The organism is Streptomyces carpinensis (genome assembly GCF_002154505.1).
In the GTDB taxonomy this organism is placed as follows: domain Bacteria; phylum Actinomycetota; class Actinomycetes; order Streptomycetales; family Streptomycetaceae; genus Streptomyces; species Streptomyces carpinensis.
The window spans coordinates 35242-59635 of the sequence record NZ_MUBM01000175.1 but is presented as its reverse complement, the minus strand read 5'-3'; the positions used below and the strand labels follow the sequence as shown (position 1 = coordinate 59635).

The following is a 24394-nucleotide window of genomic DNA, read 5'->3' as shown; positions in this document are numbered from 1 at the left end:
CCACCGCGCGGCGGCGCGGACCCGGGACCGCACGACGCGCAGGACCGCGGGCAGCCGGCTCGGTTCGCCGCCTCCGCCGGGCTCGCCGGGCTCTTCGACTCCGCCGGGTTCCTCGGAGCCGCCGGGCCCGTCGGACCGGCCTGGCTCATCCGGCCGACCGGGCCCGCCGGGCGCGATGCCCTCGATGTGCTCGGTCCGCCCGCCTCCCGGTGGCGGCGCGGACGACTGAGTGGAGGGTGCCGGCTCCTCGGACGACTGGAGCGGGACGGAGGAGGGCGCTACGTGCGGCGCGGCGGGCGTGGGCGTGGGGGGCACGGCCCGACCGGGTGCGGGATCCGGTGCGGGCGCGGGTGCTGACCCGGGTCCGGGTTCCGGGCTCGGTGCCGACGGCCGGGGCGGCGGCGCCTTCGGCTTCTCGGCCCGGGCCGTCAGCAGCACGTCCGTGCCCGGCTCCGCGGCCAACTGGGGCTCCCACCGGTCCCCGAGGGTGGTCGTGCGGGCCGCCCGGAGCATCCCCTCGCGCAGCCCGGCGAACAGGTCCCGGGCCGACACCTCCTCGTCCGTGCCGAGCAGCCGTACTACTTCCTCGGTGAACGGAGTCGGTCCCGTGCCGTCGCCCGAGTCGATGAGGCGGTTGGCCTGCACGCTCATCAGCAGCAGGATCCGCTGGTGGTGGACGAAGTCGTGCCACACCTTGGCCGCGTTGCCCGCGTAGCAGCAGTCCAGGATCACCACGATCCGGCGGGCACCGCTGCCGTGCCCGGCGAAGTAGCACAGCAAAAGCCCCTCGGCCTGCCGGGCGGCGGTGTGCAGCTCCTCGGTGAAGTCGTCCAGGGAGGGCGAACGGCAGACGGTGATCTCCCGCTCGCCGAACACACCGCCCCGCAGCAGGGCGTGCCGCATGCCGTTGATGTTGTGCCGGACCGCGGGCAGGTCGCCGGGGACCCCGTCCGGCTCGACCGGCTGCGTGTGGTCGTATTCCGAAACGCCCACCAGCAGCGCCCGGTTCACCCGCCCGCGCGGGTCCAAACGGCTCACGGGCTACCCCTCGTCGGGGTTCACCGGATCGACGTGGGGCTCGGGTGAATCGCCGCTCTCCACCCGGCGGCGGTTCTCCAGCCAGGCGGCGACCGCCCGCCTGGTCTGTTCCAGCAGTTCCTTGAACAGGGCTTCGGCGCCGGCGCCCGCCACGACCAGGAGGATCTCCATGCCCGCGCCCATGTGCCCGGGCGGCCCGCCCGCACGGGGCCGTTCAAGGATCCGCAGCTGCCCGTCGCGGACCCGGTCGTCCAGCGGTTTCTCTCGTTCCAGCCACGCCTTCAGCGCGGCGACGTCGTTGTTGCTCGCGCCACCGTCCAGCCGGACCCGGATGCCTCGGCCGGCCACGCCATCCCCCTCAGCCATAACTCACCATTCTGGCACCGGGGACGGTCCCTGGGGAGGGTTCGCAGCAGTCGATGACCTGACGGTACGTCAGTTCTTGGCCTGGAGTTGCCGCAGCTGCCGCCGCACATGGTCCAGCGCACCCCGCTGCCGCCCTGGGACACGTCCGCGCAACTCCGCCAGCACCGGCCCGAGTTCGCGGGCCTGCTCGGCGTCACGGATCCGTCCCCACTGGTGGTGCGCCCGGTCGACGGCCGACTCGACCGCGGGGGCGTCGGCGCCCTGCCCCATGGCCAGCCGGGTGGCGGCCACGGTCAGCCAGGCACGGCAGCTGCGGGCCGCGTCCCCCGCGAACATCGCCAGGTCGGCGCGGACCTCCGTCCAGTGCAGCGCGTCCTCGGAGGCCGCCCCGTACGCCCGTACGGCCGCCTGCTCCCAGCCGGCGGCGAGCGCGTCGGCGTCGCCGTGCCGCCCGGACTCCACCCAGGCGGCGATGGCGGCGTGCGGATCGGTCGCCGGCGGACGCCGGGCGGTGAGCACGAGACCCGGACCGCCGTCCGCCCCGGGCCCTTCCTCACCGTCGGCCAGCCGCGCCAGCGCCTGCTCGTGCAGCCGCTCCGGCGGCGGCCGGTGCCCGCTGCGCAGGATCGTCGCCACCGCCTTCATGTACGCCGGGGCGGCCACCGTGCGCCGCGAGGGCGGCGGCGCGATGCGGCCGTACACGGCGATGTTGCCGCCCGTGTCCAAGGGGCGCTCGCGCAGCTGCTGCCAGCTCTCCGCGTCCGCGTACAGATCGGCCACGAGCGTGGTCGTGCCGTCCGGGCGCAGCCGCAGCTCCTCGCGCAGCCAGTGCCAGGGCAGGGCGGTGTACCGGACGGTCGCCGCGGTGGTGCGGGCCAGCGCCAGGTGGGGCAGGCGCTGGCGGCGGTCGAGCTGGAGCTGGCCGGTGACGAAGAGGGTCAGCGGGCCGGGAGAGGCCGCGGCGGCGCGCAGCCGGGTGAGGACGGCCTGCGGCTCCAGCGGGTCGGCGAGCTCGACGACGCTCGCGGTGTCGGTGCCGGACAGCACGGCCGGCTCGACGGCGGCCAGCACCGGAAGCACGGACGCGGCGTCCACCAGGCGCCCCCTGCCCACGGGCGAGGCCGCGAGCAGCAGCACGGTTCCAGGCATGGTCCCCCCGCGTCGGTGATCCGGTCGTCGGTCGCGTACGGCAGCGCTCACCGGCCTCGTACGGCAGCTCTCGCCGCTCGCGCACCCCCGCGTCGTCGGTCGTGTACGCAAGCACCGTAACCGCTGTGACCGCTGCGGTTGCGAAGACGGGTACGGATGTGCTTCCGCCGACTTGCCAGGGGTCCGTCCCAGGTGTGCTCTGGTAGGCGGGGGCGACGAGGAGAGAGGAGCGCTCTCATGGCTCACGCGGCACCCGTGCCCGCCCGCACCACCAGCACCACGCGTATCGAGCCCCGTACGCCCGACTTCTTCAGCGGCCGGGCGCACACCGTGGGACGGTGGGCGGTGCCTTTCGTCATCGGACTCGTCTACGGCTACTGGGCCGCGGCCAACCGGCGTGCCGGCGGACCGATCACGACCGGGAACCTGGTGTTCGGTTTCGTGACCGTGATCGTCTTCACGGTGCTCATGGCCGGCGTGCTGTACGTGGCCCCGCGGCTGCGGCGCGAGCTGCACGCCTTCGTGTGGTTCCTCTTCTCCGCCGTGGCCTTCGGGTTCCTGTACAACCAGTCCGGCGAGTCCCTGCTGCTGACCGTCGGCCTGTCACTGGGGTTCGGCGCCATCGTCGGCCTGTTCTGCTTCTACTGGTTCTACACGCACGAGGACGCGCAGGGTCGCTCCGTCCGCTGACTTTCCGCGGCCACAACGCACGGCCGTGGGCCTCCGGCAGCGCACACCCCGGGACCCGCCGTCCCCGCCTGCCCGGCCCCTTCCGTGGACGTGCGTGACGGGCAGGGACTTGCGTGACACCGGCAACCAGTGGGGGCTGACGTCCGTGTGATCACCGTGGTCACCCGATTGCCGCCTCTCCGCTGGCGGAGCCGGTGCCGGGAGCCTTCGCTGAGAGGGTGTCCCGACGCCTGCGAAGCGGCCTGTCCGCCGTGCTGATCGCCCTCTCGTGCCTGCTGGTGCCGCTCGGCCTGCTGTCGGCCTGGGCGGCGTACGGGCTCACGGACACCAGCCGCTACGTCACCACGATGGCCCCGCTCGCCGCCGACCCGGACGTGCGCGACGCGATCGCGGAAACCGTCGGGAACGGGATCCTCGACCAGATCGACCACCAGGTGGACGCCCGGGTGATGCGCGCGACCGTGGCCCCCTTCGTGCACGACGCGGTCCGGTCCTTCACCCAGACCGCGGCCTTCCGCACGGCGTGGAACGAGGGCAACCGGGTCACCCACGACGCCGTCCTGCGCGCCCTACGCGACGAACCCGGCGAACAGGACCGCCCGGTCACCGTCGACCTCGCCCCCGTCGCCTCCCACGTCAAGGACCAGCTCGCCCAGGACCACGTGCCGCTCGCGAACCGCATCCCCGTCGAGCACACCGAGGTCGCCCTGCTCCCGGCCCAGGAACTGGGCCGTCTGCGGAAGGGGTTCCACGTGCTCGAAGTCGCCGGCTTCTGGCTCCCCGTCGCGGCCGTCACCTTCGCCGTCGCCGGCATCACCCTGGCCGTCTGCCGCCGCCGCGCGCTCACCGCCACCGCGCTCGGCACGGCCCTCGGCGGCGCGCTGCTCGCCGTCGCCATCGCCGTGGGCCGCAGCCTGACCCTGTCCGACCTGCCCGACGAGGTCTCCCAGCCGGCCGCGGCCGCCGTCTACGACGCCCTCACGGCCACCCTGCGCACCGCCTCGTGGCTGCTGATGGCCCTGGGGCTGGCCGTGGCCGCCCTGACCTGGCTCACCCGCCGCCGCACCAAACGCCGCCGCCCCCCACGCCCACGCCTTCGCCTCCTCCTCGGACGCCGCCGCCGCGCCGCCTCGGCCCCCACCCAGACCCCGCCCCAGGAACCGACACGCGTCGAAGCCTGATCTCCTGGCGCGCGCGGACCACCCCTCGTAGGCTCGGGGCCCGTGGCCGCGACCCAGTACGAGACCGATCGCACGGATCAGGAAGGGCGACCCGGACGGCGCCTGAAGGCCCGGGCCTGGTGCGCGGGAGTGCTGTTCGCCGGGGTGAGCGTGGTCGTCGGCTGCCGGCTCGCCGACAGCGACGGCATGACGCCCGTACCGCAGTTGCTCGCCTTCCTCCCCTGGCTGCTCGTCCCCACCGGCCTGGGACTGGCGCTGGCCCTGCTCGGCCGCTGGTGGTTCGGGGTGGTGTGGGGCATGGCGGCGCTCGGTCTGCTGGCGTGGTTCATCGAGCCCTACGGCAGGGTGGCGGAACCGGCGGGCGCCCCGGTCGCCCACATTCGGGTCCTCACCTCGAACGTGGAGTTCGGCCGGGGCACGCCCGCCCTCGTCCCGGTGATCCGCCGCGAGAGGCCGGACATCGTGTTCGTGGAGGAGTGCGAATACACGTGCCAGGATTCGCTGCGGCGGGAGGTCGGCGGCGACTACCCCTACCGGCGGGCGGTGGCGGCCGGTAGCTCGAAGGGCTCGATCATCCTCAGCAGGTACGCGCTCAAGGGCACCGACGGCGTTCGCGGCACGATGGGCATGCCGGGCGCGCTCGCCGACGTCCGCGGGCACACCGTACGGCTCCAGCTGGCGCACCCCATGCCGCCGCTCGCCGGCCAGGTCGCACTCTGGCAGCGGGAACTCGGCAGGCTGCGGGCCTTCGCGGCGGCCGACCACAGAACGCCCACCGTCCTGGCCGGTGACTTCAACGCCTCCCAGGACCACGCGGCCTTCCGCCGCATCCTCGGCACCGGCCTGCACGACGCGGCCCGCCTCGCCGGCTCCGACCGCACCCCCAGCTGGCCGGCCCGCACCACGCCGACCCTGGGCGCCCAGATCGACCACGTGCTGGTCTCGGAGGAGTTCTCCGCGGCCCATGCCCGCTTCCTGCGGCTGGCCGACACCGATCACCGGGCCCTGCTGGTCGACGTCACGATGCACATGCCCCGGTCCACGGCGACCCGGCCTTGACACGGCCCGTCCCCCGACTCTCTCCCCTGCCCAAGATCACTACCAGGGGCCGCTAACCTTACGTGTCCGTCCTGGCCAGGGATTGACGGGAACAACTCACGCGAAGGGTTGCGCACATGGGCATTCTCACTCGCCTGCGGAACGCGTTCGGCCGCTCACGCAAGGGGCGTACGGCCGAAGCAGAGGGTGCGGAACAGGTTCCGACCCGGGAGCCCTCCCCCACAGCTGCGCAGCAGCCGGAGCCCAGGGTCCAGGTCCCGTCACCGGCCCCGGAGCCCACCCCGGACCCCAGGCCGTCGACCTCGGCCTCGGCCCACGTGCCGGACCCCCGCACGTCCCCTCCCGCAGAGCGCGAGGAACACGAACTGGTCGCAGCGGCCTTCGACAACATCACGGTCCCCAAGCCGGCCAAGCCGGTGGAACCGACGACGCAGACCCCACCGAACGAGACCCCGACGGCCGAGGACCCAGCCCCGGAGGATCCCCCGGCCGAACAGCCGACGCCCGAACCGGAGCCGGAGGCGTCGACGGAGGCGTCGGCGGAGGCAGAGCCGGAAGCGTCCGCTGAAGCGGAACCGGAAGCATCCGCTGAGGCAGAGCCGGAAGCGTCCGCTGAGGCGGAACCGGAAGCATCTGCTGAGCCAGCGCCCGAGCCGGAAGCGGCGGCGGAGCCGGAGGCGGAGAAGCACTCGGAGCCGGAACCGGAGACAGTGACGGATCCGGCCACCGCGGCGGACCCGAAGCCGGAGGCGTCTGCCGCGGCAGAACCGGAGCCGGAGACAGAGGCGGAACCGGAAGCGGAGACGCAACCGGAGCCGGAGCCTGGGACGGAGACGGCGACAGCCACAGTGACGGAACCGACGCCGGAACCGCAGGCCGAGCCGGAACCGGAGACGGAGCCGGAGGCGGGGACGGCGAAGACGGACGAACCGCAAGCCGCCGACGCGGTGGAAGCCCCGCAGGGGCCACCCGCACCGGGCGACGAAGGCCGCCCCGGTGGTGCGGGTGGGAGCGAGAACCCGGTCGCCGGCGAAGCCGAGGCCGAAATTCCTCCCACGGCGGAACCCGCGCCCGCAGCGGAACCCACGTCCGAGACGGAGACGTCCGCCAAGCCCGCCGTCCCCCTCGCCCGCGTGAAGTCCGGCGCCCCCGGCCTCACCACCGCCTACAAGGCCGCCACCGCCGCCCTCGGGAAGAACGACCTGACCGGCGCCCGCGCCAAGGTCTACCTCGTCCTCGACCGCTCGGCCTCCATGCGCCCGTACTACAAGGACGGCTCCGCCCAGGCCCTCGCCGAGCAGACCCTCGCGCTCGCCGCTCACCTGGATCCCGAGGCCACGGTCCACGTGACGTTCTTCTCCACCGAAGTGGACGGCACCGCGGACCTGACCCTCGCCGACCACGAGAACAGGATCGACGAGGTCCACGCCTCCCTCGGCCGCATGGGTCGTACGAGCTACCACGCGGCGGTCGAGGAGGTCCTCACCCACCACCAGAAGTCCACGGACGACACCGCCACCCCCGCACTGGTGATCTTCCAGACGGACGGCGCCCCCGACGCCAAGACCCCCGCCACCCAGGCCCTCACCGAGGCGGCGAAGAACCACCCCGCCGTCTTCTTCTCCTTCGTCGCCTTCGGCGAGCACGACAACAAGGCGTTCGACTACCTCCGCAAACTGAAGTCCGACAACACCTCCTTCTTCCACGCGGGCCCCACCCCCCGCGAGCTCACGGACAAGGAGCTCTACGAGGGCGTACTGGCGGCCTGGCGCCCGTAGGATGCGCCGGGGGGTGGACGGCCCGGTCCGTCCACCCCCCGAAACGCATGTGAGTCGATCTTCACGGGGCCAGTAGGATTTCGACCATGGCGGCCACTGGATCCGAGAAGCAGGGTGGCAAGGCGTTCTACGTCTCCACCCCCATTTATTACGTCAACGACGCTCCTCACCTGGGCCACGCCTATACGACCGTCGCAGGCGACGTGCTCACGCGCTGGCACCGTCAGCGCGGCGAGAAGGTGTGGTACCTCACCGGCACGGACGAGCACGGTCAGAAGATCATGCGCACGGCCGAGGCCAACGGGGTCACGCCCCAGGAGTGGGCCGACAAGCTCGTCACCGAGTCCTGGCGCCCCCTGTGGGAGCACCTGGAGATCGCGAACGACGACTTCATCCGTACGACGCAGAAGCGGCACACCGACCGCGTCCAGGAATTCGTCCAGGACCTGCACGACAAGGGCGAGATCTACAAGGGCGGTTACGAGGGCCCGTACTGCGTGGGCTGCGAGGAGTACAAGCTCCCCGGCGAGCTGCTCGACGGCGAGGGCGAGTACGCGGGCCAGAAGCTGTGCCCGATCCACAAGAAGCCGGTGGAGACCCTCAGCGAGGAGAACTACTTCTTCAAGCTGAGCGAGTACGGCGACAAGCTGCTCGCCCACTACGAGGCGAACCCGGGCTTCATCCAGCCCGAGTCGGCCCGCAACGAGGTCGTGAACTTCGTCCGGCAGGGCCTGCAGGACCTGTCGATCTCCCGCTCGACCTTCGACTGGGGCATCCCGATCCCGTGGGACCCCAAGCACGTGATCTACGTCTGGGTCGACGCCCTACTGAACTACGCCACGGCGGTCGGCTACAACGAGAACCCGGAGAAGTTCGAGTCGACCTTCCCGGCCGACGTGCACCTGGTGGGCAAGGACATCCTCCGCTTCCACGCGGTCATCTGGCCGGCCATGCTGATGGCCCAGGGCCTGCCACTGCCCCGCAAGGTGGCGGCCAACGGCTGGCTGATGGTCGGCGGCGAAAAGATGAGCAAGTCCAACCTGACCGGCATCAAGCCACAGGACCTGACCTCGCACTTCGGCGTGGACGCCTACCGCTGGTACTTCCTGCGGGCGATCGCCTTCGGCCAGGACGGTTCCTTCTCCTGGGAGGACTTCTCCGCGCGCTACACCAGCGAGCTGGCCAACGACTACGGCAACCTCGCCTCACGTGTGGCGGCCATGGTCGGCAAGTACTTCGGCGGCACACTGCCGGAGGCGACGGCGGACGGCGAGGCCGAGAAGGCGATTCACGACGGCCTGGCCAGGGCGGTCGCGGAGGCCGACCGGAAGATCGGCGACGAGCTGGACTTCCAGGGCGGCATCCTCGCCGTCTTCGACTTCGTCAAGCAGGTCAACGGCTACATCACCGAGCAGGAGCCCTGGAAGGTCGCCAAGGACACGAGCGACGAGGGCAAGGCCCGCCTCGCCACGATCCTCTACACAGCGGCGGAGTCCCTCCGCGCGGTCGCCGTCCTGCTGAACCCGGTCATGCCGGAGACCTCCCAGAAGCTGTGGGACTCCCTGGGCGCGGACGCGTCCCTGGGCGCCCTGGCGGACCAGAAGGTCCAGGAGGCCGGCGAGTGGGGCAGCCTCCCGGCCGGCTCCACGGTCACCAAGGGCGCGGTCCTCTTCCCCCGCTTGGAGGAGAAGCCCGGCGCATAGCCGCCCTCGGGACGCGGAGCTTCCCGGACGGAAAACGGCCCGGAACCGAGATGGTTCCGGGCCGTTTCACGAGCGGGCGCCGGTTACTTCGGCTGCGGCTTGCGCACCGACAGGTGGAGTTCGCGCAGGCGGGGCTCGTCCAGCTCGGTCGGGGCGCCCATCATCAGGTCCTGGGCGTTGCCGTTGAGCGGGAAGGAGATGGTCTCGCGGATGTTGGGCTCGTCGGCCAGCAGCATGACGATGCGGTCGACGCCCGGGGCGATGCCGCCGTGCGGCGGGGCGCCGAAGCGGAAGGCGCGCAGCATACCGGCGAACTTGTCCTCGACGGTCTCACGGTCGTAGCCCGCGATCTCGAAGGCCTTGAGCATGATGTCCGGCTCGTGGTTCCGGATGGCGCCGGAGGAGAGCTCGACACCGTTGCAGACGATGTCGTACTGCCAGCCCAGGATGTCCAGCGGGTCCTGGGTCTCGAGGGCCTCCAGGCCGCCCTGCGGCATCGAGAAGGGGTTGTGGGAGAAGTCGATCTTCCCCGTCTCCTCGTCCCTCTCGTACATCGGGAAGTCGACGATCCAGCAGAAGCGGAACACGTTCTCCTCGAAGTGACCCGCCCGGCGCGCGGCCTCCACCCGCACCGCGCCCATGATCTTCGAGACCTCGTCGAACTCGCCCGCGCCGAAGAAGACGGCGTGGCCGGCCGACAGGGACAGGCGCTTCGTCAGCTCCGCGACGTTGTCCTCCGTGAGGAACTTCGCGATCGGACCGCTCAGGGAGCCGTCCTCGCCGACACGCACCCAGGCCAGGCCCTTCGCGCCCTGCGCGACCGCGTAGTCCCCCAGCTGGTCGAAGAACTTGCGCGGCTGGTCCTGGACCGCCGGCACCGGCAGCGCGCGCACGTGCTTGCCCGCGAACGCCTTGAACTCCGAGCCCTCGAAGATGTCGGTGATGTCGACGAGCTCCAGCTGGGCGCGCAGGTCCGGCTTGTCGGAGCCGTACTTGAGCATCGCCTCGCGGAACGGGATGCGAGGGAAGGGGGAGGTGACGTGGCGCCCGTTGCCGAACTCCTCGAAGAGCTCCGTCATGAGCTTCTCGATCGGCTGGAAGACGTCCTCCTGCTCGACGAAGCTCATCTCCACGTCGAGCTGGTAGAACTCGCCCGGCGAGCGGTCCGCGCGGGCGTCCTCGTCACGGAAGCAGGGCGCGATCTGGAAGTAGCGGTCGAAGCCGGAGATCATCAGCAGCTGCTTGAACTGCTGCGGCGCCTGGGGGAGCGCGTAGAACTTGCCCGGGTGCACACGGGAGGGGACCACGTAGTCACGGGCGCCCTCGGGGGAGGTGGCGGACAGGATCGGCGTCGCCATCTCGTTGAAGCCCATCGCGGCCATCTTCTGGCGCATGGCCGAGATCACGGCCGTACGCAGCATGATGTTGCGGTGCATGCGCTCGCGGCGCAGGTCCAGGAAGCGGTACTCCAGGCGCCGCTCCTCGTTGACCCCGTCCTCGGCGTTGATCGTGAAGGGCAGCGGAGCCGCGGCGCCCAGCACCTCGACCTCGCCGACCTCGATCTCCACCTCGCCGGTGGGCAGGTCCGGGTTCACGTTCTCGGTTCCACGTGAAACGACCTTGCCGTCCACGCGGACCACCGTCTCCTTGGACAGCTTGTCCAGCGCCTCGTACGCGGGCGTGCCGGGACGGGCGACGAGCTGCGTGATGCCGTAGTGATCGCGCAGATCGATGAAGAGGATGCCGCCCAGGTCGCGCCGATTGTGCAGCCAGCCACTCAGGCGGACGTCGGTGCCGACGTCAGAGGAGCGGAGCTGGCCGCAGGTGTGGGACCTGTACCGATGCATCGTCGTTCATCCAGTCTTCGCGGATCGGGGATCACCGGGGCGCGGACACGGGCCGGCCCGGACCTACCAAGGGTACCGGCCGCCCCACGCTCGGCTCTCCCCCATTCACGCGGGGCGTCGGCGGCGGTTCGCGGACCACGTGCCCGTACGCCTTCGGTGGCAGTGTTCGAGAGCCTGTTCTTACAGTGGGGCAATGCGCACTGGTGAGCCCCTGCCCGGAGTGGGGGACGTCCTCGCCGCCCTCGCGACCGGGCTGTGGCAGTGGGACACCTCCACTGGGCTGGTCGCGGTCGACGCCGAGGCGGCACGGCTGCTCGGGCTGCCCGCCCAGGAGGCCACCCTGACGGAGGCCCAGGTGCGCGCCCGTCTGCACCCCGTCGACTGGAACGAGATCACAGGTGTGGTGCAGCTCGCCGCCGCCGAGGGCACCCTCGCCGAGGTGCGCATCCGGGTCATGGACGAGCGGGGCCGGATCATCCGGGTCGTGCGCAGCCGCTCCAGGCCGACGTTCGACTCGCGCCGCAAGGCCTACGAGCTGCTCGGCACCCTTCAGGAGGTCACCGAGCCGACGCCGGGCTCCCCGGCCGGGCGCAGCGCTGTCACCGGCGACTGGCGGCGCTCGCGGGAGGCGTTCCTGCTGGACGCCGGACGGGCGCTGGCCGAGGCGCGGTCCACGGCGGAGGTGCTGCGGGTGGCGGCCGGGCTGTCGATGCCAGGTTTCTCACCGGACGGTCTCGCCGTGTTCGGTGTGGAGGGCGACCGGCTGACGATCATCGGTCACCACGGGCAGCGCCCCGGCGACGAGGGCCCCTTCGTCCACATGGCGCTGGAGACGGACTACCCGGCCGCCGAGGTGGTGCGCACCGGCCGGGCCGTCTACCTCTCCTCGCCGGAGCAGTACCGGGCCCGCTATCCGCTCACCTGGCCGCTCGCCCAGCGCTTCAACCGCCGCTCCTGGGCGTTCCTGCCGCTGACCGCCTCGGGCCGCACCATGGGCGCCTGGATGGCGGCCTTCGCCTACCCGGTGGCGTTCACGCCCGACGAGCGCTCGGTGCTGACGACGGTGGCCCGGATGCTCGCCCAGGCGCTCACGCGGGCCGGGACCGCCGAGACCGAGCGGGAGCTGAGCCAGGGCCTGCAGCGCTCGATGATGCCCACGCTGGGCCCCGAGGTCCCCGGCATGGACGTGGCCGCCCGCTATGTCCCCACCGGCGGCGGCCTCCAGGTCGGCGGCGACTGGTACGACATGATTCCGCTGCCCGGCGGGCCGGCCCGGAGCCGCAACAAGGCCGGGGCGGGACGGTTCGCCCTTGTCATGGGCGACGTCCAGGGCCACGACGTGCGTGCGGCGGGTCTGATGGGCCAGCTGCGCATCGCCCTGCGCGCCTACGCCTCCGAGGGCCACCGCCCGGACGCGGTGCTCTCCCGGGCCTCGCGGTTCCTGCACGGCATCGTCGACGACGGCGAGGAGAGCGACGAGCTCTCCGACCTGCGCTTCGCGACCTGTCTGTACGCCGAGGTCGACCCCCGCACCGGGGTCCTGGAGGTGGCTCGCGCCGGGCACCCGGACCCGGTGATCCGCATGGCGGACGGAACGGTTCTGATGCGCCCGACGGCGGGCGGCCTGCCCCTCGGCGTCGACCCGGACGCCGACTACCCCACCACCCGGTTCACCCTGGAACCCGGCGAGACCATGATGATCTGCACGGACGGCCTGATCGAGACCGGCGGTCACGACCTGGACACCGGCTGGCAGCGCATCCGTACGCTCCTGGAGCGGCACGAGGGCGACACCGAGGAACTGGCCGACGCGCTCGTCCAGGCCGTGCACGGGCCGTCCTCGCACCACACCACCGGCCCGCTCGCCGACCGCCGCGAGGACGACATAGCCGTGCTGCTGCTGACGCGGCGTCCCGACGGCGGGGCGGTGGCGGTCCGGCCGGAGATCCGGCGCACCCTGCTCACGGTGGCGCAGGCGGAGCCCGAGCGGATCTCGGTGGCCCGGCAGCAGCTGCGGGAGCTGCTGCACGACTGGTCGTCCCCCGACCAGTTGGACTCGGCGGTGCTGCTGCTGTCCGAGATGCTGACCAACGTCCTCGTGCACACCGACACCGACGCGCTGCTGCTCGCCGAGATGAGCGGCGAGAAGGGGGAACGGCGGCTGCGGGTGGAGGTCAACGACGCCGGTGAGGAGCTGCCGCACAAGCGCCGACCGGGGGAGCTGGCGTCCTCCGGGCGCGGGCTGGTGCTGATCGAGCTGCTGGCGGACGCGTGGGGGGTCGAGCCTCGGGGGGTGGGCAAGAGCATCTGGTTCGAGCTGTACGAGCCGCCGCGCGACAAACTCTGACCCGGCGAGCGGGCCACGGCACGCGGGCGCGTGACCATGTCCCTAGGTGTACCGCTCGCGCAGTTCGTGGGCGATCCCGGACGCCGCCGCCGTCAGCGGCACCGCCAGCAGCATCCCGACGATCCCGGCGACCGACGCCCCCGCCGCGATCGCCAGCAGCACCGCAGCCGGGTGCAGCTGGACGGTCCGGCTCTGGATCACCGGCTGCAGCACATGCCCCTCCAGCACCTGCACGGCGAGCACCACACCGAGCACCCAGAGCGCGATGACGAGCCCTCGGTCGGCGAACGCGACCAGCACGGACACGGCACCGGAGATGAACGCGCCCAGGTAGGGGATGTAGGCGCCGACGAAGACCAGCGCGCCGAGTCCGAGCGCGCCCGGCACGTCGAGCACGACCAGGCCGACGGTGATGCAGCCGGCGTCGATGAGCGCGATGAGCGTGGTGCCGCGCATGAAGCCCTCGACGGCCGCGAAGGCCCGCCGGGCCATGGCCTCGGCCACGTCGGCGGAATCACCCGGGGCGATCGAGCGCAGGGCGAGCATGGCCCGGTCCGCGTCGCGCAGGAAGAAGAACACCAGCACCAGGGCCAGCACGGCCATGGCGATGTACTCCGCGACCAGGCTGACCCCGCTGATGACGTTGGAGACGGCCGTCCCTCCGAACTTCGACAGCAGGTCCCGGCCGTGGGAGGCGAGGTCCTTCAGGGAGGCACCGGCCGCCCCGAGGTGGACGGCGAGCGACCTGGCGGCGTGCTCCAGGGAGGAGGCGATCTGCTGCCCGCTGTCGATCAGCGCGAGGACCACGATGTACCCCACGCCGCCGACGCAGACCAGGACGGCGGCACAGGTGATCCCGGCGGCGAGCGACCGGTTGACCTTCGCCCGCACCAGCCGCCGGTACAGGGGCCGCAGCAGAGCGCTCCCCAACAGCGCCAGCAGCACGGGCGTCACGGTCGTACGGAACGTCACGCACAGCCGCACCACGATCCACACCACCCCCGAGACCAGCAGCACGACGGCACACCAGGCGGCCAGACGTCTCATGGGCTCGGGCAGCAGGTGCACCCCACCAGCGGAACATGCGCCGGGCGGGCTGTCCTGCACGGACAGCCCGCCCGGGTGAGCGGTGTGACGAGCGGTCAGCCCTGCGGGCCCGTCTCCGTCATTCCGTGGACCGCCGGGATCGTCCCCAGGCGGCCCTTCTGGAAGTCCTCGAAGGCCTGCATGAGTTCGTCCCGGGTGTTCATGACGAACGGACCGTAGTGGGCCATCGGCTCACGGATCGGCCGGCCGCCGAGCAGGACGACCTCCAGGTCCGGCGTACGGGACTCCTGCTTCTCGTCCGCGCGGACGGTCAGCGAGGAGCCGGCGCCGAAGACGGCGGTCTGGCCGAGGTGGATCGGCCGCCGCTCGGCACCGACCGAGCCCTTGCCGGCCAGCACGTACGCCAGGCCGTTGAAGTCCTCGCGCCAGGGCAGGGTGACCTCCGCACCGGGGGCGAGGGTCGCGTGGATCATCGTGATCGGCGTGTGCGTGCTGCCCGGACCGGTGTGGCCGTCCAGCTCACCGGCGATGACGCGGAGCAGCGCACCACCGTCGGGGGAGGTGAGCAGCTGCACGTTGCCCCCGCGGATGTCCTGGTAGCGCGGCGACATCATCTTGTCCTTGGCGGGGAGGTTCACCCACAGCTGCAGGCCGTGGAAGAGGCCGCCGGACATGACGAGGGACTCCGGCGGAGCCTCGATGTGCAGCAGGCCGCTGCCCGCCGTCATCCACTGGGTGTCGCCGTTGGTGATGGTGCCGCCGCCACCCTGGCTGTCCTGGTGGTCGAAGATGCCGTCGATGATGTAGGTCACGGTCTCGAAGCCGCGGTGGGGGTGCCAGGGGGTGCCCTTGGGCTCACCCGGCGCGTACTCCACCTCGCCCATCTGGTCCATCATGATGAACGGGTCGAGATGGCGGTAGTTGATTCCGGCGAACGCCCGGCGAACCGGGAAACCCTCGCCCTCGAAACCGCTCGGCGCGGTCGTCACTGCGAGCACGGGCCGTGCCACGGCGTCGGCCGGCGCGGCCACACGGGGCAGAGCCAGCGGGTTCTCGACGGTCACTGCAGGCATGTCGGTACCTCCTTGTGCGGCCACTCTAGTTGAGCATTCAACTTCTTGCCAAGCACAACGGCAGAAGCCAGGAGGACATTCCCGAATCCCCGACACCCTCCGACACCGTCCGCGGGGCGGCGCATCACCGCGCCGGACGCGCCCCGGGAGGCGCGGGAGTACGCCGCCGCAAGCCCGGAGCCCCCAGGGGCAGGGCCGCGGACCGGCGGTCGGCGTGCGGCCGGCGGCCCGGCAGGAGGTCGGGCCGCCGACCGCAGCTCATCGGGGCCGCCCGGCCGCCGGGCAGCAGAACGCCGCCGGCGTGAAGGACCGGCGGCGAGGTGTCGATCGAGGTCACGGGCGCCCCAAGGGGCGGCCCCGCGAGGCCTCCGGCACAGGGAGTGGCTCAGCCGTACATCCTGCGCATCGCGAAGTCGACCATCTGCTCCACGGCCTTGGCGTCGAACACCATCCGGTGCTCGCCCTCCATGTCCAGGACGAAGCCGTACCCGGTCGGCAGCAGGTCGATCACCTCCGCGCCGGTGATCACGAAGTACTTGGACTCCTTGCCGGCGTACCGGCGCAGTTCCTTCAGCGAGGTGAACATCGGGATCACCGGCTGCTGGGTGTTGTGCAGCGCCAGGAAGCCCGGGGTGTCGCCGCGCGGGCAGTACACCTTCGACGTGGCGAAGATCTGCTGGAAGTCCTCCGCGGCCATCTGCCCGGTGGTGAACGCACGGACCGCGTCCGCGAGCGAGGGCGGCGACGGCTCGGGGTACAGCGGCTGCTGCTGCCCGTAGCCCCCCGCCATGCCGCCCGGCATCTGCTCCTGCGGCGGCGCGTACTGCTGCTGCGCGGCGCCCCCGTCCATCGGCTGGCCGTATCCGTACATGCGCCCAGGGTACCGACGCGTCCGGCGCCGGACCTACGGTCCGCGGACGGCGGCCTGAACCGGCACCCGGAACCGGTCTCACGGGAGACGCGTCACAGACCACACCGTCAGGGGTTGCTTCTTATTACCGACGGGTAGCATCATCTGAGCTACTAGTTGGTACGTGAACCAGATGCGAGGAGTCAGTGCCTCGCCGAGTCCTCAACGGGAGCCGTGGCCATGGGGCACTACAAGTCCAATCTCCGCGACATCGAGTTCAACCTCTTCGAAGTCCTCGGACGCGACAAGCTGTACGGCACCGGACCGTTCGAGGAGATGGACACCGAGACCGCCAAGAGCATCCTCGAGGAGATCACCCGCCTCGCGGAGAACGAGCTGGCGGAGTCCTTCGCCGACGCCGACCGCAACCCGCCGGTCTTCGACCCCGAGACAAACACCGCGCCGATACCGGAGTCCTTCAAGAAGAGCTACAAGGCCTTCATGGACTCCGAGTACTGGCGGCTCGGCCTGCCCGAGGAGGTCGGCGGCACCACCGCTCCCCCGTCCCTGATCTGGGCCTACGCGGAACTCGTCCTCGGCTCGAACCCGGCGATCTGGATGTACTCCTCCGGCCCGGCGTTCGCCCGCATCCTCTTCGAGGAGGGCACCGAGGAGCAGAAGAAGATCGCGGAGATCGCGGTCGAGAAGACCTGGGGCTCCACCATGGTGCTCACCGAGCCCGACGCGGGCTCCGACGTGGGCGCCGGCCGCACCAAGGCGGTCCAGCAGGAGGACGGCTCCTGGCACATCGAGGGCGTGAAGCGCTTCATCACCTCCGGTGAGCACGACATGGAGGAGAACATCCTCCACTACGTGCTCGCGCGGCCGGAAGGCGCCGGTCCGGGCACCAAGGGCCTGTCCCTCTTCCTCGTCCCGAAGTACCTCTTCGACTTCGAGACCGGCGAGCTGGGCGAGCGCAACGGCGTCTACGCCACCAACGTCGAGCACAAGATGGGCCTGAAGGCCTCCAACACCTGCGAGATGACCTTCGGCGACCGCCACCCCGCCAAGGGCTGGCTGATCGGCGACAAGCACGACGGCATCCGCCAGATGTTCCGCATCATCGAGTTCGCCCGCATGATGGTCGGCACGAAGGCGATCTCCACGCTCTCCACCGGCTACCTCAACGCGCTGGAGTACGCCAAGGAGCGCGTCCAGGGCCCGGACCTGGCGAAGTTCATGGACAAGACCGCGCCCAAGGTCACCATCACCCACCACCCCGACGTGCGCCGCTCGCTGATGACGCAGAAGGCGTACGCCGAGGGCATGCGCGCCCTCGTCCTCTACACCGCCTCCGTCCAGGACGCGATCGCGGTCAAGGAGGCGGGCGGCGAGGACGCCAAGGCCGAGCACGCGCTCAACGACCTGCTCCTGCCCATCGTCAAGGGCTACGGCTCCGAGAAGGGCTACGAGCAGCTCGCCCAGTCCCTGCAGACCTTCGGCGGCTCCGGCTTCCTGCAGGAGTACCCGATCGAGCAGTACATCCGCGACGCCAAGATCGACACCCTGTACGAGGGCACCACCGCCATCCAGGGCCAGGACTACTTCTTCCGGAAGATCGTCCGCAACCAGGGCGCCGCGCTGAACTCGCTCGCCGAGGACATCAAGAAGTTCCTGGCGCTCGGCACCGGCGGCGAGGAGCTGGCCGGCGCCCGCGAGCACCTCGCCAAGGCCGCCGTCGAGCTGGAGGCCGTCGTCGGCCTGATGCTGACCGACCTCGCGGCCACCGAGGAGAACGTCAAGAACATCTACAAGGTGGGCCTGAACACCACCCGCCTGCTGCTCGCCTCCGGTGACGTGGTCGTCGGCTACCTGCTGCTCAAGGGCGCCGCGGTCGCCGCCGAGAAGCTCGAGACGGCCTCCGCCAAGGACCGGGCGTTCTACACCGGCAAGATCGCGGCGGCGAAGTTCTTCGCCGCCAACGTCCTGCCCGGCGTCACCCTGGCCCGCAAGCTGTCGGAGAACGTCGACCTGGACCTGATGGAACTGGACGAGGCCGCGTTCTAGTCCGCACCTCCACATCGTCCTCACGAGGGTCCGCTCCCACCACCGGGAGCGGACCCTCATCCGTCGTTAAGGTGAACCCATGAGTACAAGCCAGCGCTTCGACCGCGGCCACACCGACGACCTGATGTCCTTCCTGGCGGCGAGCCCGTCGCCGTACCACGCCGTCGCCAACGCGGCCGAGCGGCTGGAGAAGGCCGGCTTCCGCCAGGTCGCCGAGACGGACGCGTGGGACGGCACGAGCGGCGGGAAGTACGTGCTGCGCGGCGGGGCGATCATCGCGTGGTACGTCCCCGAGGGCGCAGCGCCGCACACGCCCTTCCGCATCGTCGGCGCCCACACCGACTCGCCCAACCTGCGCGTCAAGCCGCTGCCCGACTCCGGGGCGCACGGCTGGCGCCAGGTCGCCGTGGAGATCTACGGCGGCCCGCTGATGAACTCCTGGCTCGACCGCGACCTGGGCCTGGCCGGCCGGCTGACCCTCCGGGACGGCTCGACGCGCCTGGTGAACATCGACCGCCCGCTGCTCCGGGTCCCCCAGCTGGCGATCCACCTGGACCGCTCGGTCTCGACCGAGGGCCTCAAGCTCGACAAGCAGCGGCACCTGCAGCCGGTGTGGGGCCTCGGCGACGACGTCCGCGACGGCGACCTGATCGCCTTCCTGGAGCAGGAGACCGGCCTGACGGCGGGCGAGGTCGCCGGCTGGGACCTGATGGTGCACTCCGTGGAGCCGCCCGCCTACCTGGGTCGCGACCGCGAATTGATGGCCGGCCCCCGCATGGACAACCTGCTCTCGGTGCACGCCGGCACCGCCGCCCTGGCGGCCGTGGCGACCGCACCGGAGGCGGGCGAACTGCCCTACATCCCGGTGCTGGCCGCCTTCGACCACGAGGAGAACGGTTCCCAGTCCGACACCGGCGCGGACGGCCCGCTGCTCGGCGGTGTGCTGGAGCGCTCGGTGTTCGCACGCGGAGGGTCGTACGAGGACCGGGCACGCGCCTTCGCCGGCACGATCTGCCTGTCCTCCGACACCGGGCACGCCGTGCACCCCAACTACGCCGAGCGGCACGACCCGACGCACCACCCGCGCGCGGGCGGCGGCCCCATCCTCAAGGTCAACGTCAACAACCGCTACGCCACGGACGGTTCCGGCCGGGCGGTGTTCGCGGCGGCCTGCGAGAAGGCCGGCGTCCCCTTCCAGTCGTTCGTCTCCAACAACTCCATGCCGTGCGGAACGACCATCGGCCCGATCACAGCGGCCCGGCACGGCATCCGCACGGTCGACATCGGTGTGGCCATCCTCTCCATGCACAGCGCCCGCGAACTCTGCGCCGCCGACGACCCGTTCCTGCTGGCCAACGCGCTCGTGGCGTTCCTGGAGGGCTGAGCGCGCCGACCGCCGGGCCCATGAGGGGCCGCCTTCGCATGCGCACCCCGGTTGCGGGTACCCGCAGTTGACCGGGAGGGACCGGCACACGCCGGAACCACCGGATGCGACACCGGACTAGGAGGCGACACTCATGGGCCTCGGCGGGTGCATCATCCTCATCGCCGTGGGAGCCATCCTCACATTCGCGACCGACTGGCACATGCAGGGGGTCAACCTGCATGTGGTCGGCATCATCCTGATGATCGTGGGCCTGATCGGGGTCACGACGTTCAGCAGCATCTACCGGCGCCGCCGGGTCATGGTGCCGCCATCCACCACCGTGGTCGAGGAGGAACGGCACCACCACCGCGACGGCTACATCGACGGCGGGTACGGCATGTGACCGCGTGCCGGATCAGGCGTCCATGCCGGCCAGGACCAGCGGCAACCGGTCCGCGCCGGCCCCGGTCAGGCGGACCGGGACGCCCCAGTCCTGCTGGTGCACATGACAGGCGGGGTACTCGTTGGCCGGGTCGTCGTCGCACGAGGCCGCCATCGCGGAGACGTGCAGGACGCCCTCCGGGACGGCAGGGTCGAGCTCCAGGACACGGGACAGGTCCGTGCCCGCTCCCTCGCCGTCCAGCAGCAGCTCCGGCGGGGTGGAGGACACCAGCAGACGGGTGGACGGGCCGTAGCGCGTGTCCAGCTTCTGACCCGCCGGCGCCTGGAAGATCACGTCCAACCGCAGTCGCCCCGGCGCGACTTCCGTGGCGGCCCGCTGCGTGCGGTGGGCGACCGCCTCGACCCGTACCGCCTCCTCCGGCAGGCGCAGCCGGGTCAGCCGGTGCCGGGCCGACTCCACCACCACGATGTCCTGGCCGACGAGCACGGCGTCGCTGGGTTCGCGCAGATCGGTGGCGAGCGTGGTGACCTCGCCGGTCGCCGGGTCGTAGCGGCGCAGGGCGTGGTTGTAGGTGTCGCTGACCGCGACCGAGCCGTCCGGCAGGGCGGTCACGCCCAACGGGTGCTGGAACAACGCCTGACCGGCGGCCCCGTCGCGGTGGCCGAAGTCGAACAGCCCGGTGCCGACGGCGGTGTGGACCTCGCCGCCCGGGTCCACCCAGCGCAGGGCGGAGGTCTCGGAGTCGGCGAGCCACAGCCGCTCGGGCGTGGCCGCGAGCCCTGAGGGCTGCGCGAACCAGGCCTGCTCGCCCGGACCGTCGACGAGCCCCTCGTTGGTGGTCCCGGCGGCGACCGACACCACGGCGTCGGCCGGGTCGTACGCCCACAGCTGGTGCACGCCCGCCATGGCGATCCACACCCTGCCGTTCCACCAGGCGACGTCCCACGGCGAGGACAGCTTCACCTCCCGCGCGGGACCGGAGGTGGCCTCACCCTGCATCCACTGGTGCCCGGTTCCGGCGAGGGTCGTGGTCCGCCCCGTCTCCGGGTCGAAGCACCGCAGGGCATGGTTGACCGTGTCCGCGACCACGACGGTGCCGTCCGGCAGCAGCGCCAGCCCCTGCGGCTCCTGGAAGCGCGCCCGGTCCGGAGCACCGTCGGTCAGCCCCCGGCCACCCTGACCGATCCGCCGTACGATCGTCTCCCCGTCCGCCTCCAGCTCCACCAGCTGGTGCCGGGTGGTGTCGCTGACCAGGAAGTTGCCGGACGGCAGCAGCAGGGCCTTGCCCGGGAAGCGCAGCGTCGAGGGCTGCGGCTCCGGCGGCACGTACGGACCGTCGCCGCGCCGCAGGGTGCCCTTCCCGGCGTGCTCGGTCTCCAGCTCCTCCACCAGCCGCTCGATGGCGTGCGCATGCCCCTCACCGGCGTGCTGCGCGACGACGTACCCCTCCGGGTCGATCACGACGAGCGTGGGCCAGGCCCGCACCGCGTACTGCTTCCAGGTGGCGAGCTCGGGGTCGTCGAGCACAGGATGCTCCACCCCGTACCGCTCCACGGCGTCCACGACCGCCTGATGCTCCGCCTCGTGCACGAACTTCGGCGAGTGCACCCCGATGACCACCACGGTGTCCCGGTGCTTTTCCTCGAGCTCCCTGAGCTCGTCCAGGACGTGCAGGCAGTTGATGCAACAAAAGGTCCAGAAGTCCAGAACGACGATGCGTCCGCGCAGGTCGGAGAGGGTGTACTGCTTGCCGCCCGTGTTCAGCCAACCGCCCTTGCCGGTCAGCTCGGGCGCACGGACACGGGCGCGGCGGGGGGTCGGGGCCGGGGACGATTCACTCATGGATCAAGGGTGCCACTCGCCACCGACACCGGAAGCGGCGCCTGCCCCGCTCAGTCCGTGGACCACCACTCGGCCCGTCGGGCTATCGGCGGGGTTTTCGGGCGGTCGCCGGGGAAGCGGTGAGGGCATGAGATTCCTCGTACGCGACCGGATCCTCGGCATCGGTGACGATTACTGGATCGAGGACGAGCACGGCAGCAAGGTCTTCCTCGTCGACGGCAAGGCCATGCGGCTGCGCGACACCTTCGAGCTGAAGGACGACCAGGGCAGGGTCCTGATCGACATCCACCAGAAGATGTTCTCCCTACGGGACACGATGGTGATCGAGCGGGGTGGGGAGGCGCTGGCGAAGATCCGGCGCAAGCGGCTGTCCCTGCTGCGCAACCACTACCGGGTATCCCTGGTGGACGGCACCGAGCTCGACGTCAGCGGCAAGATCCTCGACCGGGAGTTCGCCGTCGAGTACGACGGGGAGCTGCTGGCGGTGATCTCCCGGCGCCGGCTCAGCGTCGTGGACACCTACGGTGTCGACGTCGTACGGGAGGACGCGGACCCGGCGCTGCTGATCGCGGTGGCGGTGTGCGTGATCCACCTGGCGGAGAAGGAGCGGGAGGAGCGCCACGCCGGGGCCGCCGAGTAGCCGCCCGGAGGGACCGGGCCGGCTCAGCGGCGCGGCGGCTCCAGGCCCAGCACCCGGTCCTTCAGGGCCGGGAACTGCTCCCGTGTGGTCGCGACCTTCCCCGGATCGAAGTCGACGGTGAGGATCTCCTCGTCGTGTCCGGCCTCGGCCAGGACCTCGCCCCAGGGATCGACCACGATCGAGTGACCCGCCTGGGGAACCCCGGCGTGCGTGCCGGCCGTTCCACACGCGAGCACGAACGCCTGGTCCTCCACCGCCCGCGCCCGGGCCAGCAGCGTCCAGTGCGCCCGCCGGCGCTCGGGCCAGCCCGCCGGGACCACCAGGGTCTGGGCCCCGGCGTCGACGAGTCCGCGGAAGAGCTCGGGGAAACGGAGGTCGTAGCAGGTGGCCAGTCCCAGGGTGGTGTCCGGCAGACGGACCGTCACCAGGTCCCGCCCCGCGCCCATCAGCACGGCCTCGCCCTTGTCGAAGCCGAAGCGGTGGACCTTGCGGTAGGCGGCGGCCAGGTCGCCGGTGGGAGTGAAGACGAGGGAGGTGTTGTAGAGGGGGCCGTCCGGGTCCCGTTCGGGGATCGAGCCGGCGTGCAGCCATACGCCCGCGTCGCTCGCCGCCTTGGCCATCGCCTCGTACGTCGGCCCTTCCAGTGGCTCGGCCTCGCGTCCGAAGTCCTCGAAGGCGAAGGCGCCGGTGGTCCACAGTTCGGGCAGCACGACGAGGTCGGCGCCGGTCTGCTCGCGTACCAGCGCGGCCGCACGCCGCCGCCGGGTTTCGACCGATTCGCCCTCGTCCACGGCGATCTGGATCAGCGAGGCGCGCACACTACCACCGTCCTGGCATTGGAGTTGTCCACACGGGCCTACGATCGTCACACGAAAGCACTGCCGGGGTGCCTCACAGCAGCGTAACTTGGGGGTCCCCCCTGCTCGAAGCGGAGCGAGAGCTCGGGGGGTGCCGAAAACGCCCGCCGACCGCCGCCACCTCCCACCGGCAATGCCGCCACAACGTCACAACCTGCCCATGTATCGACCGCCGAGGGGTCCCGTTCCGTGAGTCTGCATCCCACCCTCCAGCCCTACGCCGACGCCTGGACCCACTCCGTCGAGGCGATATCCGAGCTGGTGCAGCCCCTCGTGGAGGGCGAGTGGAACCGGCGGACCCCGTGCCCGGGCTGGTCGGTCCGTGACGTGGTCTCGCACGTCATCGGCATGGACTGCGAGGCGCTCGGCGACCCGCGTCCCATCCACTCGCTGCCGCGTGACCTGTTCCACGTCACCAACGAGCACCAGCGCTACATGGAGATGCAGGTCGACGTCCGCCGCCATCACACGGCGCCGGAGATGACGTCCGAGCTGGAGTACACGGTCATCCGCCGCAATCGCCAGCTGCGGAACGAGTCCCGTGACCCCGGCACCAAGGTGCGCGGCCCGCTCGGTGCCGAGCAGACCCTCGAAGAGTCCATGCGCTACCGCGCGTTCGACATCTGGGTGCACGAGCAGGACCTGCGCGCCGCCCTCGGCCGCCCCGGCAACCTGGACTCGCCCGGCGCCCATGTCGCCCGGGACTATCTGCTCGACGCCCTCCCGGGTGTGGTCGCCGAGAAGACGGACGCGCCGCGCAGTTCGGCGATCGTCTTCGACGTCCACGGCCCCGTGGAGTTCCTCCGTACGATCCGCGTCGACATCCAGGGCCGCGGCACCCTGGAGACGGCTCCCGCGCTGGGCCCGGCGGCGGCCCTCACCCTCGACTGGGAGACCTATGTCCGTCTGGCCTGCGGCCGCGTGGCGCCGGAGGCGGTGGCGGACCGGGTGAAGACGGAGGGCGAGCCGGACCTGACGGCGGCGATCCTGCGCAACTTCACGGTGACGCAGTAGGGGACGCGTGCGTGGTCGCGGGCGGTCGTGCCTCCCGCGGCGCTGAGCGCCCGGATGACCCGCGTGGCGGGGCGGGC

At 71.4% G+C, this 24394-nt stretch carries 19 protein-coding genes and 1 pseudogene; 11 read left to right on the top strand and 9 right to left on the bottom strand.

Annotated elements, in window-relative coordinates; genetic code table 11:
• The 3 genes and pseudogenes from BZY54_RS54795 to BZY54_RS23665 all read right to left on the bottom strand — a co-directional run.
• Window positions 1–1038, bottom strand: a pseudogene (locus tag BZY54_RS54795) (hypothetical protein); the annotation flags it as partial.
• 3 nt (window positions 1039–1041) lie between these two features.
• Window positions 1042–1404, bottom strand: coding sequence for an effector-associated constant component EACC1 (locus tag BZY54_RS23670; RefSeq protein WP_244217302.1), 363 nt, complete (start codon window positions 1402–1404; stop codon window positions 1042–1044).
• A gap of 69 nt (window positions 1405–1473) precedes the next feature.
• Window positions 1474–2553, bottom strand: coding sequence for a hypothetical protein (locus BZY54_RS23665; protein WP_086727346.1), 1080 nt, complete (start codon window positions 2551–2553; stop codon window positions 1474–1476).
• 237 nt (window positions 2554–2790) lie between these two features.
• Here BZY54_RS23665 and BZY54_RS23660 point away from each other — a divergent pair, with 237 nt between their 5' ends.
• The 5 genes from BZY54_RS23660 (at window position 2791) to metG (ending at window position 8964) form a co-directional block, all read left to right on the top strand.
• The gene (locus BZY54_RS23660) at window positions 2791–3243 is read left to right on the top strand and encodes a hypothetical protein (RefSeq protein WP_086727345.1); all 453 of its coding nucleotides are present in this window, start codon (window positions 2791–2793) and stop codon (window positions 3241–3243) included.
• Between the two features lie 218 nt (window positions 3244–3461).
• Window positions 3462–4424, top strand: coding sequence for a hypothetical protein (locus BZY54_RS23655; protein ID WP_086727344.1), 963 nt, complete (start codon window positions 3462–3464; stop codon window positions 4422–4424).
• Between the two features lie 42 nt (window positions 4425–4466).
• The gene (locus tag BZY54_RS23650) at window positions 4467–5483 is read left to right on the top strand and encodes an endonuclease/exonuclease/phosphatase family protein (protein WP_425276306.1); all 1017 of its coding nucleotides are present in this window, start codon (window positions 4467–4469) and stop codon (window positions 5481–5483) included.
• A 116-nt stretch (window positions 5484–5599) separates the two neighbouring features.
• A complete protein-coding gene (locus BZY54_RS23645; protein WP_086727343.1) occupies window positions 5600–7261 on the top strand; it encodes a VWA domain-containing protein in 1662 nt (553 codons plus the stop codon).
• Window positions 7262–7347: 86 nt separating this feature from the next.
• A complete protein-coding gene (metG, locus tag BZY54_RS23640) occupies window positions 7348–8964 on the top strand; it encodes a methionine--tRNA ligase (protein ID WP_086727342.1) in 1617 nt (538 codons plus the stop codon).
• Window positions 8965–9047: 83 nt separating this feature from the next.
• On the opposite strand, the gene aspS is transcribed toward metG, so the two are convergent.
• Entirely contained in the window at window positions 9048–10811 is a 1764-nt protein-coding gene (gene aspS / locus BZY54_RS23635; protein WP_086727341.1) for an aspartate--tRNA ligase, read from the bottom strand.
• Window positions 10812–11004: 193 nt separating this feature from the next.
• Between aspS and BZY54_RS23630 the strand changes: the two genes are divergently transcribed.
• The gene (locus BZY54_RS23630; RefSeq protein WP_086727340.1) at window positions 11005–13158 is read left to right on the top strand and encodes a SpoIIE family protein phosphatase; all 2154 of its coding nucleotides are present in this window, start codon (window positions 11005–11007) and stop codon (window positions 13156–13158) included.
• A 42-nt stretch (window positions 13159–13200) separates the two neighbouring features.
• On the opposite strand, the gene BZY54_RS23625 is transcribed toward BZY54_RS23630, so the two are convergent.
• The 3 genes from BZY54_RS23625 to BZY54_RS23615 all read right to left on the bottom strand — a co-directional run bounded on the left by BZY54_RS23625 (window position 13201) and on the right by BZY54_RS23615 (window position 16149).
• Window positions 13201–14226 (bottom strand): AI-2E family transporter, encoded by a 1026-nt coding sequence (locus BZY54_RS23625; RefSeq protein WP_086727339.1) that lies wholly within the window; start codon window positions 14224–14226, stop codon window positions 13201–13203.
• Window positions 14227–14300: 74 nt separating this feature from the next.
• Entirely contained in the window at window positions 14301–15278 is a 978-nt protein-coding gene (locus BZY54_RS23620) for a pirin family protein (RefSeq protein WP_086727338.1), read from the bottom strand.
• Between the two features lie 385 nt (window positions 15279–15663).
• Window positions 15664–16149 carry an SseB family protein gene (locus tag BZY54_RS23615; protein ID WP_086727337.1) on the bottom strand — a complete coding sequence of 162 codons (486 nt, stop codon included), beginning with the start codon at window positions 16147–16149 and terminating at the stop codon, window positions 15664–15666.
• Window positions 16150–16368: 219 nt separating this feature from the next.
• On the opposite strand from BZY54_RS23615, the gene BZY54_RS23610 reads away from it, so the two are divergent.
• The 3 genes from BZY54_RS23610 to BZY54_RS23600 all read left to right on the top strand — a co-directional run bounded on the left by BZY54_RS23610 (window position 16369) and on the right by BZY54_RS23600 (window position 19964).
• On the top strand, window positions 16369–18195 hold the full coding sequence (locus tag BZY54_RS23610) for an acyl-CoA dehydrogenase (RefSeq protein ID WP_086727336.1): 1827 nt from the start codon (window positions 16369–16371) through the stop codon (window positions 18193–18195).
• Between the two features lie 79 nt (window positions 18196–18274).
• Entirely contained in the window at window positions 18275–19579 is a 1305-nt protein-coding gene (locus BZY54_RS23605; RefSeq protein ID WP_086727335.1) for a M18 family aminopeptidase, read from the top strand.
• A 133-nt stretch (window positions 19580–19712) separates the two neighbouring features.
• Window positions 19713–19964, top strand: a complete 252-nt coding sequence (locus BZY54_RS23600) for a DUF6458 family protein (RefSeq protein ID WP_030177544.1) — start codon at window positions 19713–19715, stop codon at window positions 19962–19964.
• A 12-nt stretch (window positions 19965–19976) separates the two neighbouring features.
• Here BZY54_RS23600 and BZY54_RS23595 read toward each other — a convergent pair whose 3' ends face one another.
• Complete coding sequence (locus tag BZY54_RS23595; protein ID WP_086727334.1) at window positions 19977–21806, bottom strand: redoxin domain-containing protein; 1830 nt, start codon at window positions 21804–21806, stop codon at window positions 19977–19979.
• 127 nt (window positions 21807–21933) lie between these two features.
• Here BZY54_RS23595 and BZY54_RS23590 point away from each other — a divergent pair, with 127 nt between their 5' ends.
• Entirely contained in the window at window positions 21934–22446 is a 513-nt protein-coding gene (locus tag BZY54_RS23590; RefSeq protein WP_086727333.1) for an LURP-one-related/scramblase family protein, read from the top strand.
• Between the two features lie 23 nt (window positions 22447–22469).
• Here the strand turns inward: BZY54_RS23590 and BZY54_RS23585 are convergent, their stop codons facing one another.
• On the bottom strand, window positions 22470–23264 hold the full coding sequence (locus BZY54_RS23585) for a carbon-nitrogen family hydrolase (RefSeq protein WP_086727332.1): 795 nt from the start codon (window positions 23262–23264) through the stop codon (window positions 22470–22472).
• A 228-nt stretch (window positions 23265–23492) separates the two neighbouring features.
• On the opposite strand from BZY54_RS23585, the gene BZY54_RS23580 reads away from it, so the two are divergent.
• Entirely contained in the window at window positions 23493–24317 is an 825-nt protein-coding gene (locus BZY54_RS23580) for a maleylpyruvate isomerase family mycothiol-dependent enzyme (RefSeq protein WP_086727331.1), read from the top strand.
• Window positions 24318–24394 lie beyond the last annotated feature (77 nt).

Excerpts from the sequence above, each read along its gene's own strand:
- BZY54_RS23670 (WP_244217302.1), bottom strand. The coding sequence starts at position 1,404 with ATGGCTGAGGGGGATGGCGTGGCCGGCCGAGGCATCCGGGTCCGGCTG.
- BZY54_RS23665 (WP_086727346.1), bottom strand. The coding sequence starts at position 2,553 with ATGCCTGGAACCGTGCTGCTGCTCGCGGCCTCGCCCGTGGGCAGGGGG.
- BZY54_RS23660 (WP_086727345.1), top strand. The coding sequence starts at position 2,791 with ATGGCTCACGCGGCACCCGTGCCCGCCCGCACCACCAGCACCACGCGT.
- BZY54_RS23645 (WP_086727343.1), top strand. The coding sequence starts at position 5,600 with ATGGGCATTCTCACTCGCCTGCGGAACGCGTTCGGCCGCTCACGCAAG.
- metG (WP_086727342.1), top strand. The coding sequence starts at position 7,348 with ATGGCGGCCACTGGATCCGAGAAGCAGGGTGGCAAGGCGTTCTACGTC.
- aspS (WP_086727341.1), bottom strand. The coding sequence starts at position 10,811 with ATGCATCGGTACAGGTCCCACACCTGCGGCCAGCTCCGCTCCTCTGAC.
- BZY54_RS23630 (WP_086727340.1), top strand. The coding sequence starts at position 11,005 with ATGCGCACTGGTGAGCCCCTGCCCGGAGTGGGGGACGTCCTCGCCGCC.
- BZY54_RS23620 (WP_086727338.1), bottom strand. The coding sequence starts at position 15,278 with ATGCCTGCAGTGACCGTCGAGAACCCGCTGGCTCTGCCCCGTGTGGCC.
- BZY54_RS23615 (WP_086727337.1), bottom strand. The coding sequence starts at position 16,149 with ATGTACGGATACGGCCAGCCGATGGACGGGGGCGCCGCGCAGCAGCAG.
- BZY54_RS23610 (WP_086727336.1), top strand. The coding sequence starts at position 16,369 with ATGGGGCACTACAAGTCCAATCTCCGCGACATCGAGTTCAACCTCTTC.
- BZY54_RS23605 (WP_086727335.1), top strand. The coding sequence starts at position 18,275 with ATGAGTACAAGCCAGCGCTTCGACCGCGGCCACACCGACGACCTGATG.
- BZY54_RS23600 (WP_030177544.1), top strand. The coding sequence starts at position 19,713 with ATGGGCCTCGGCGGGTGCATCATCCTCATCGCCGTGGGAGCCATCCTC.
- BZY54_RS23595 (WP_086727334.1), bottom strand. The coding sequence starts at position 21,806 with ATGAGTGAATCGTCCCCGGCCCCGACCCCCCGCCGCGCCCGTGTCCGT.
- BZY54_RS23590 (WP_086727333.1), top strand. The coding sequence starts at position 21,934 with ATGAGATTCCTCGTACGCGACCGGATCCTCGGCATCGGTGACGATTAC.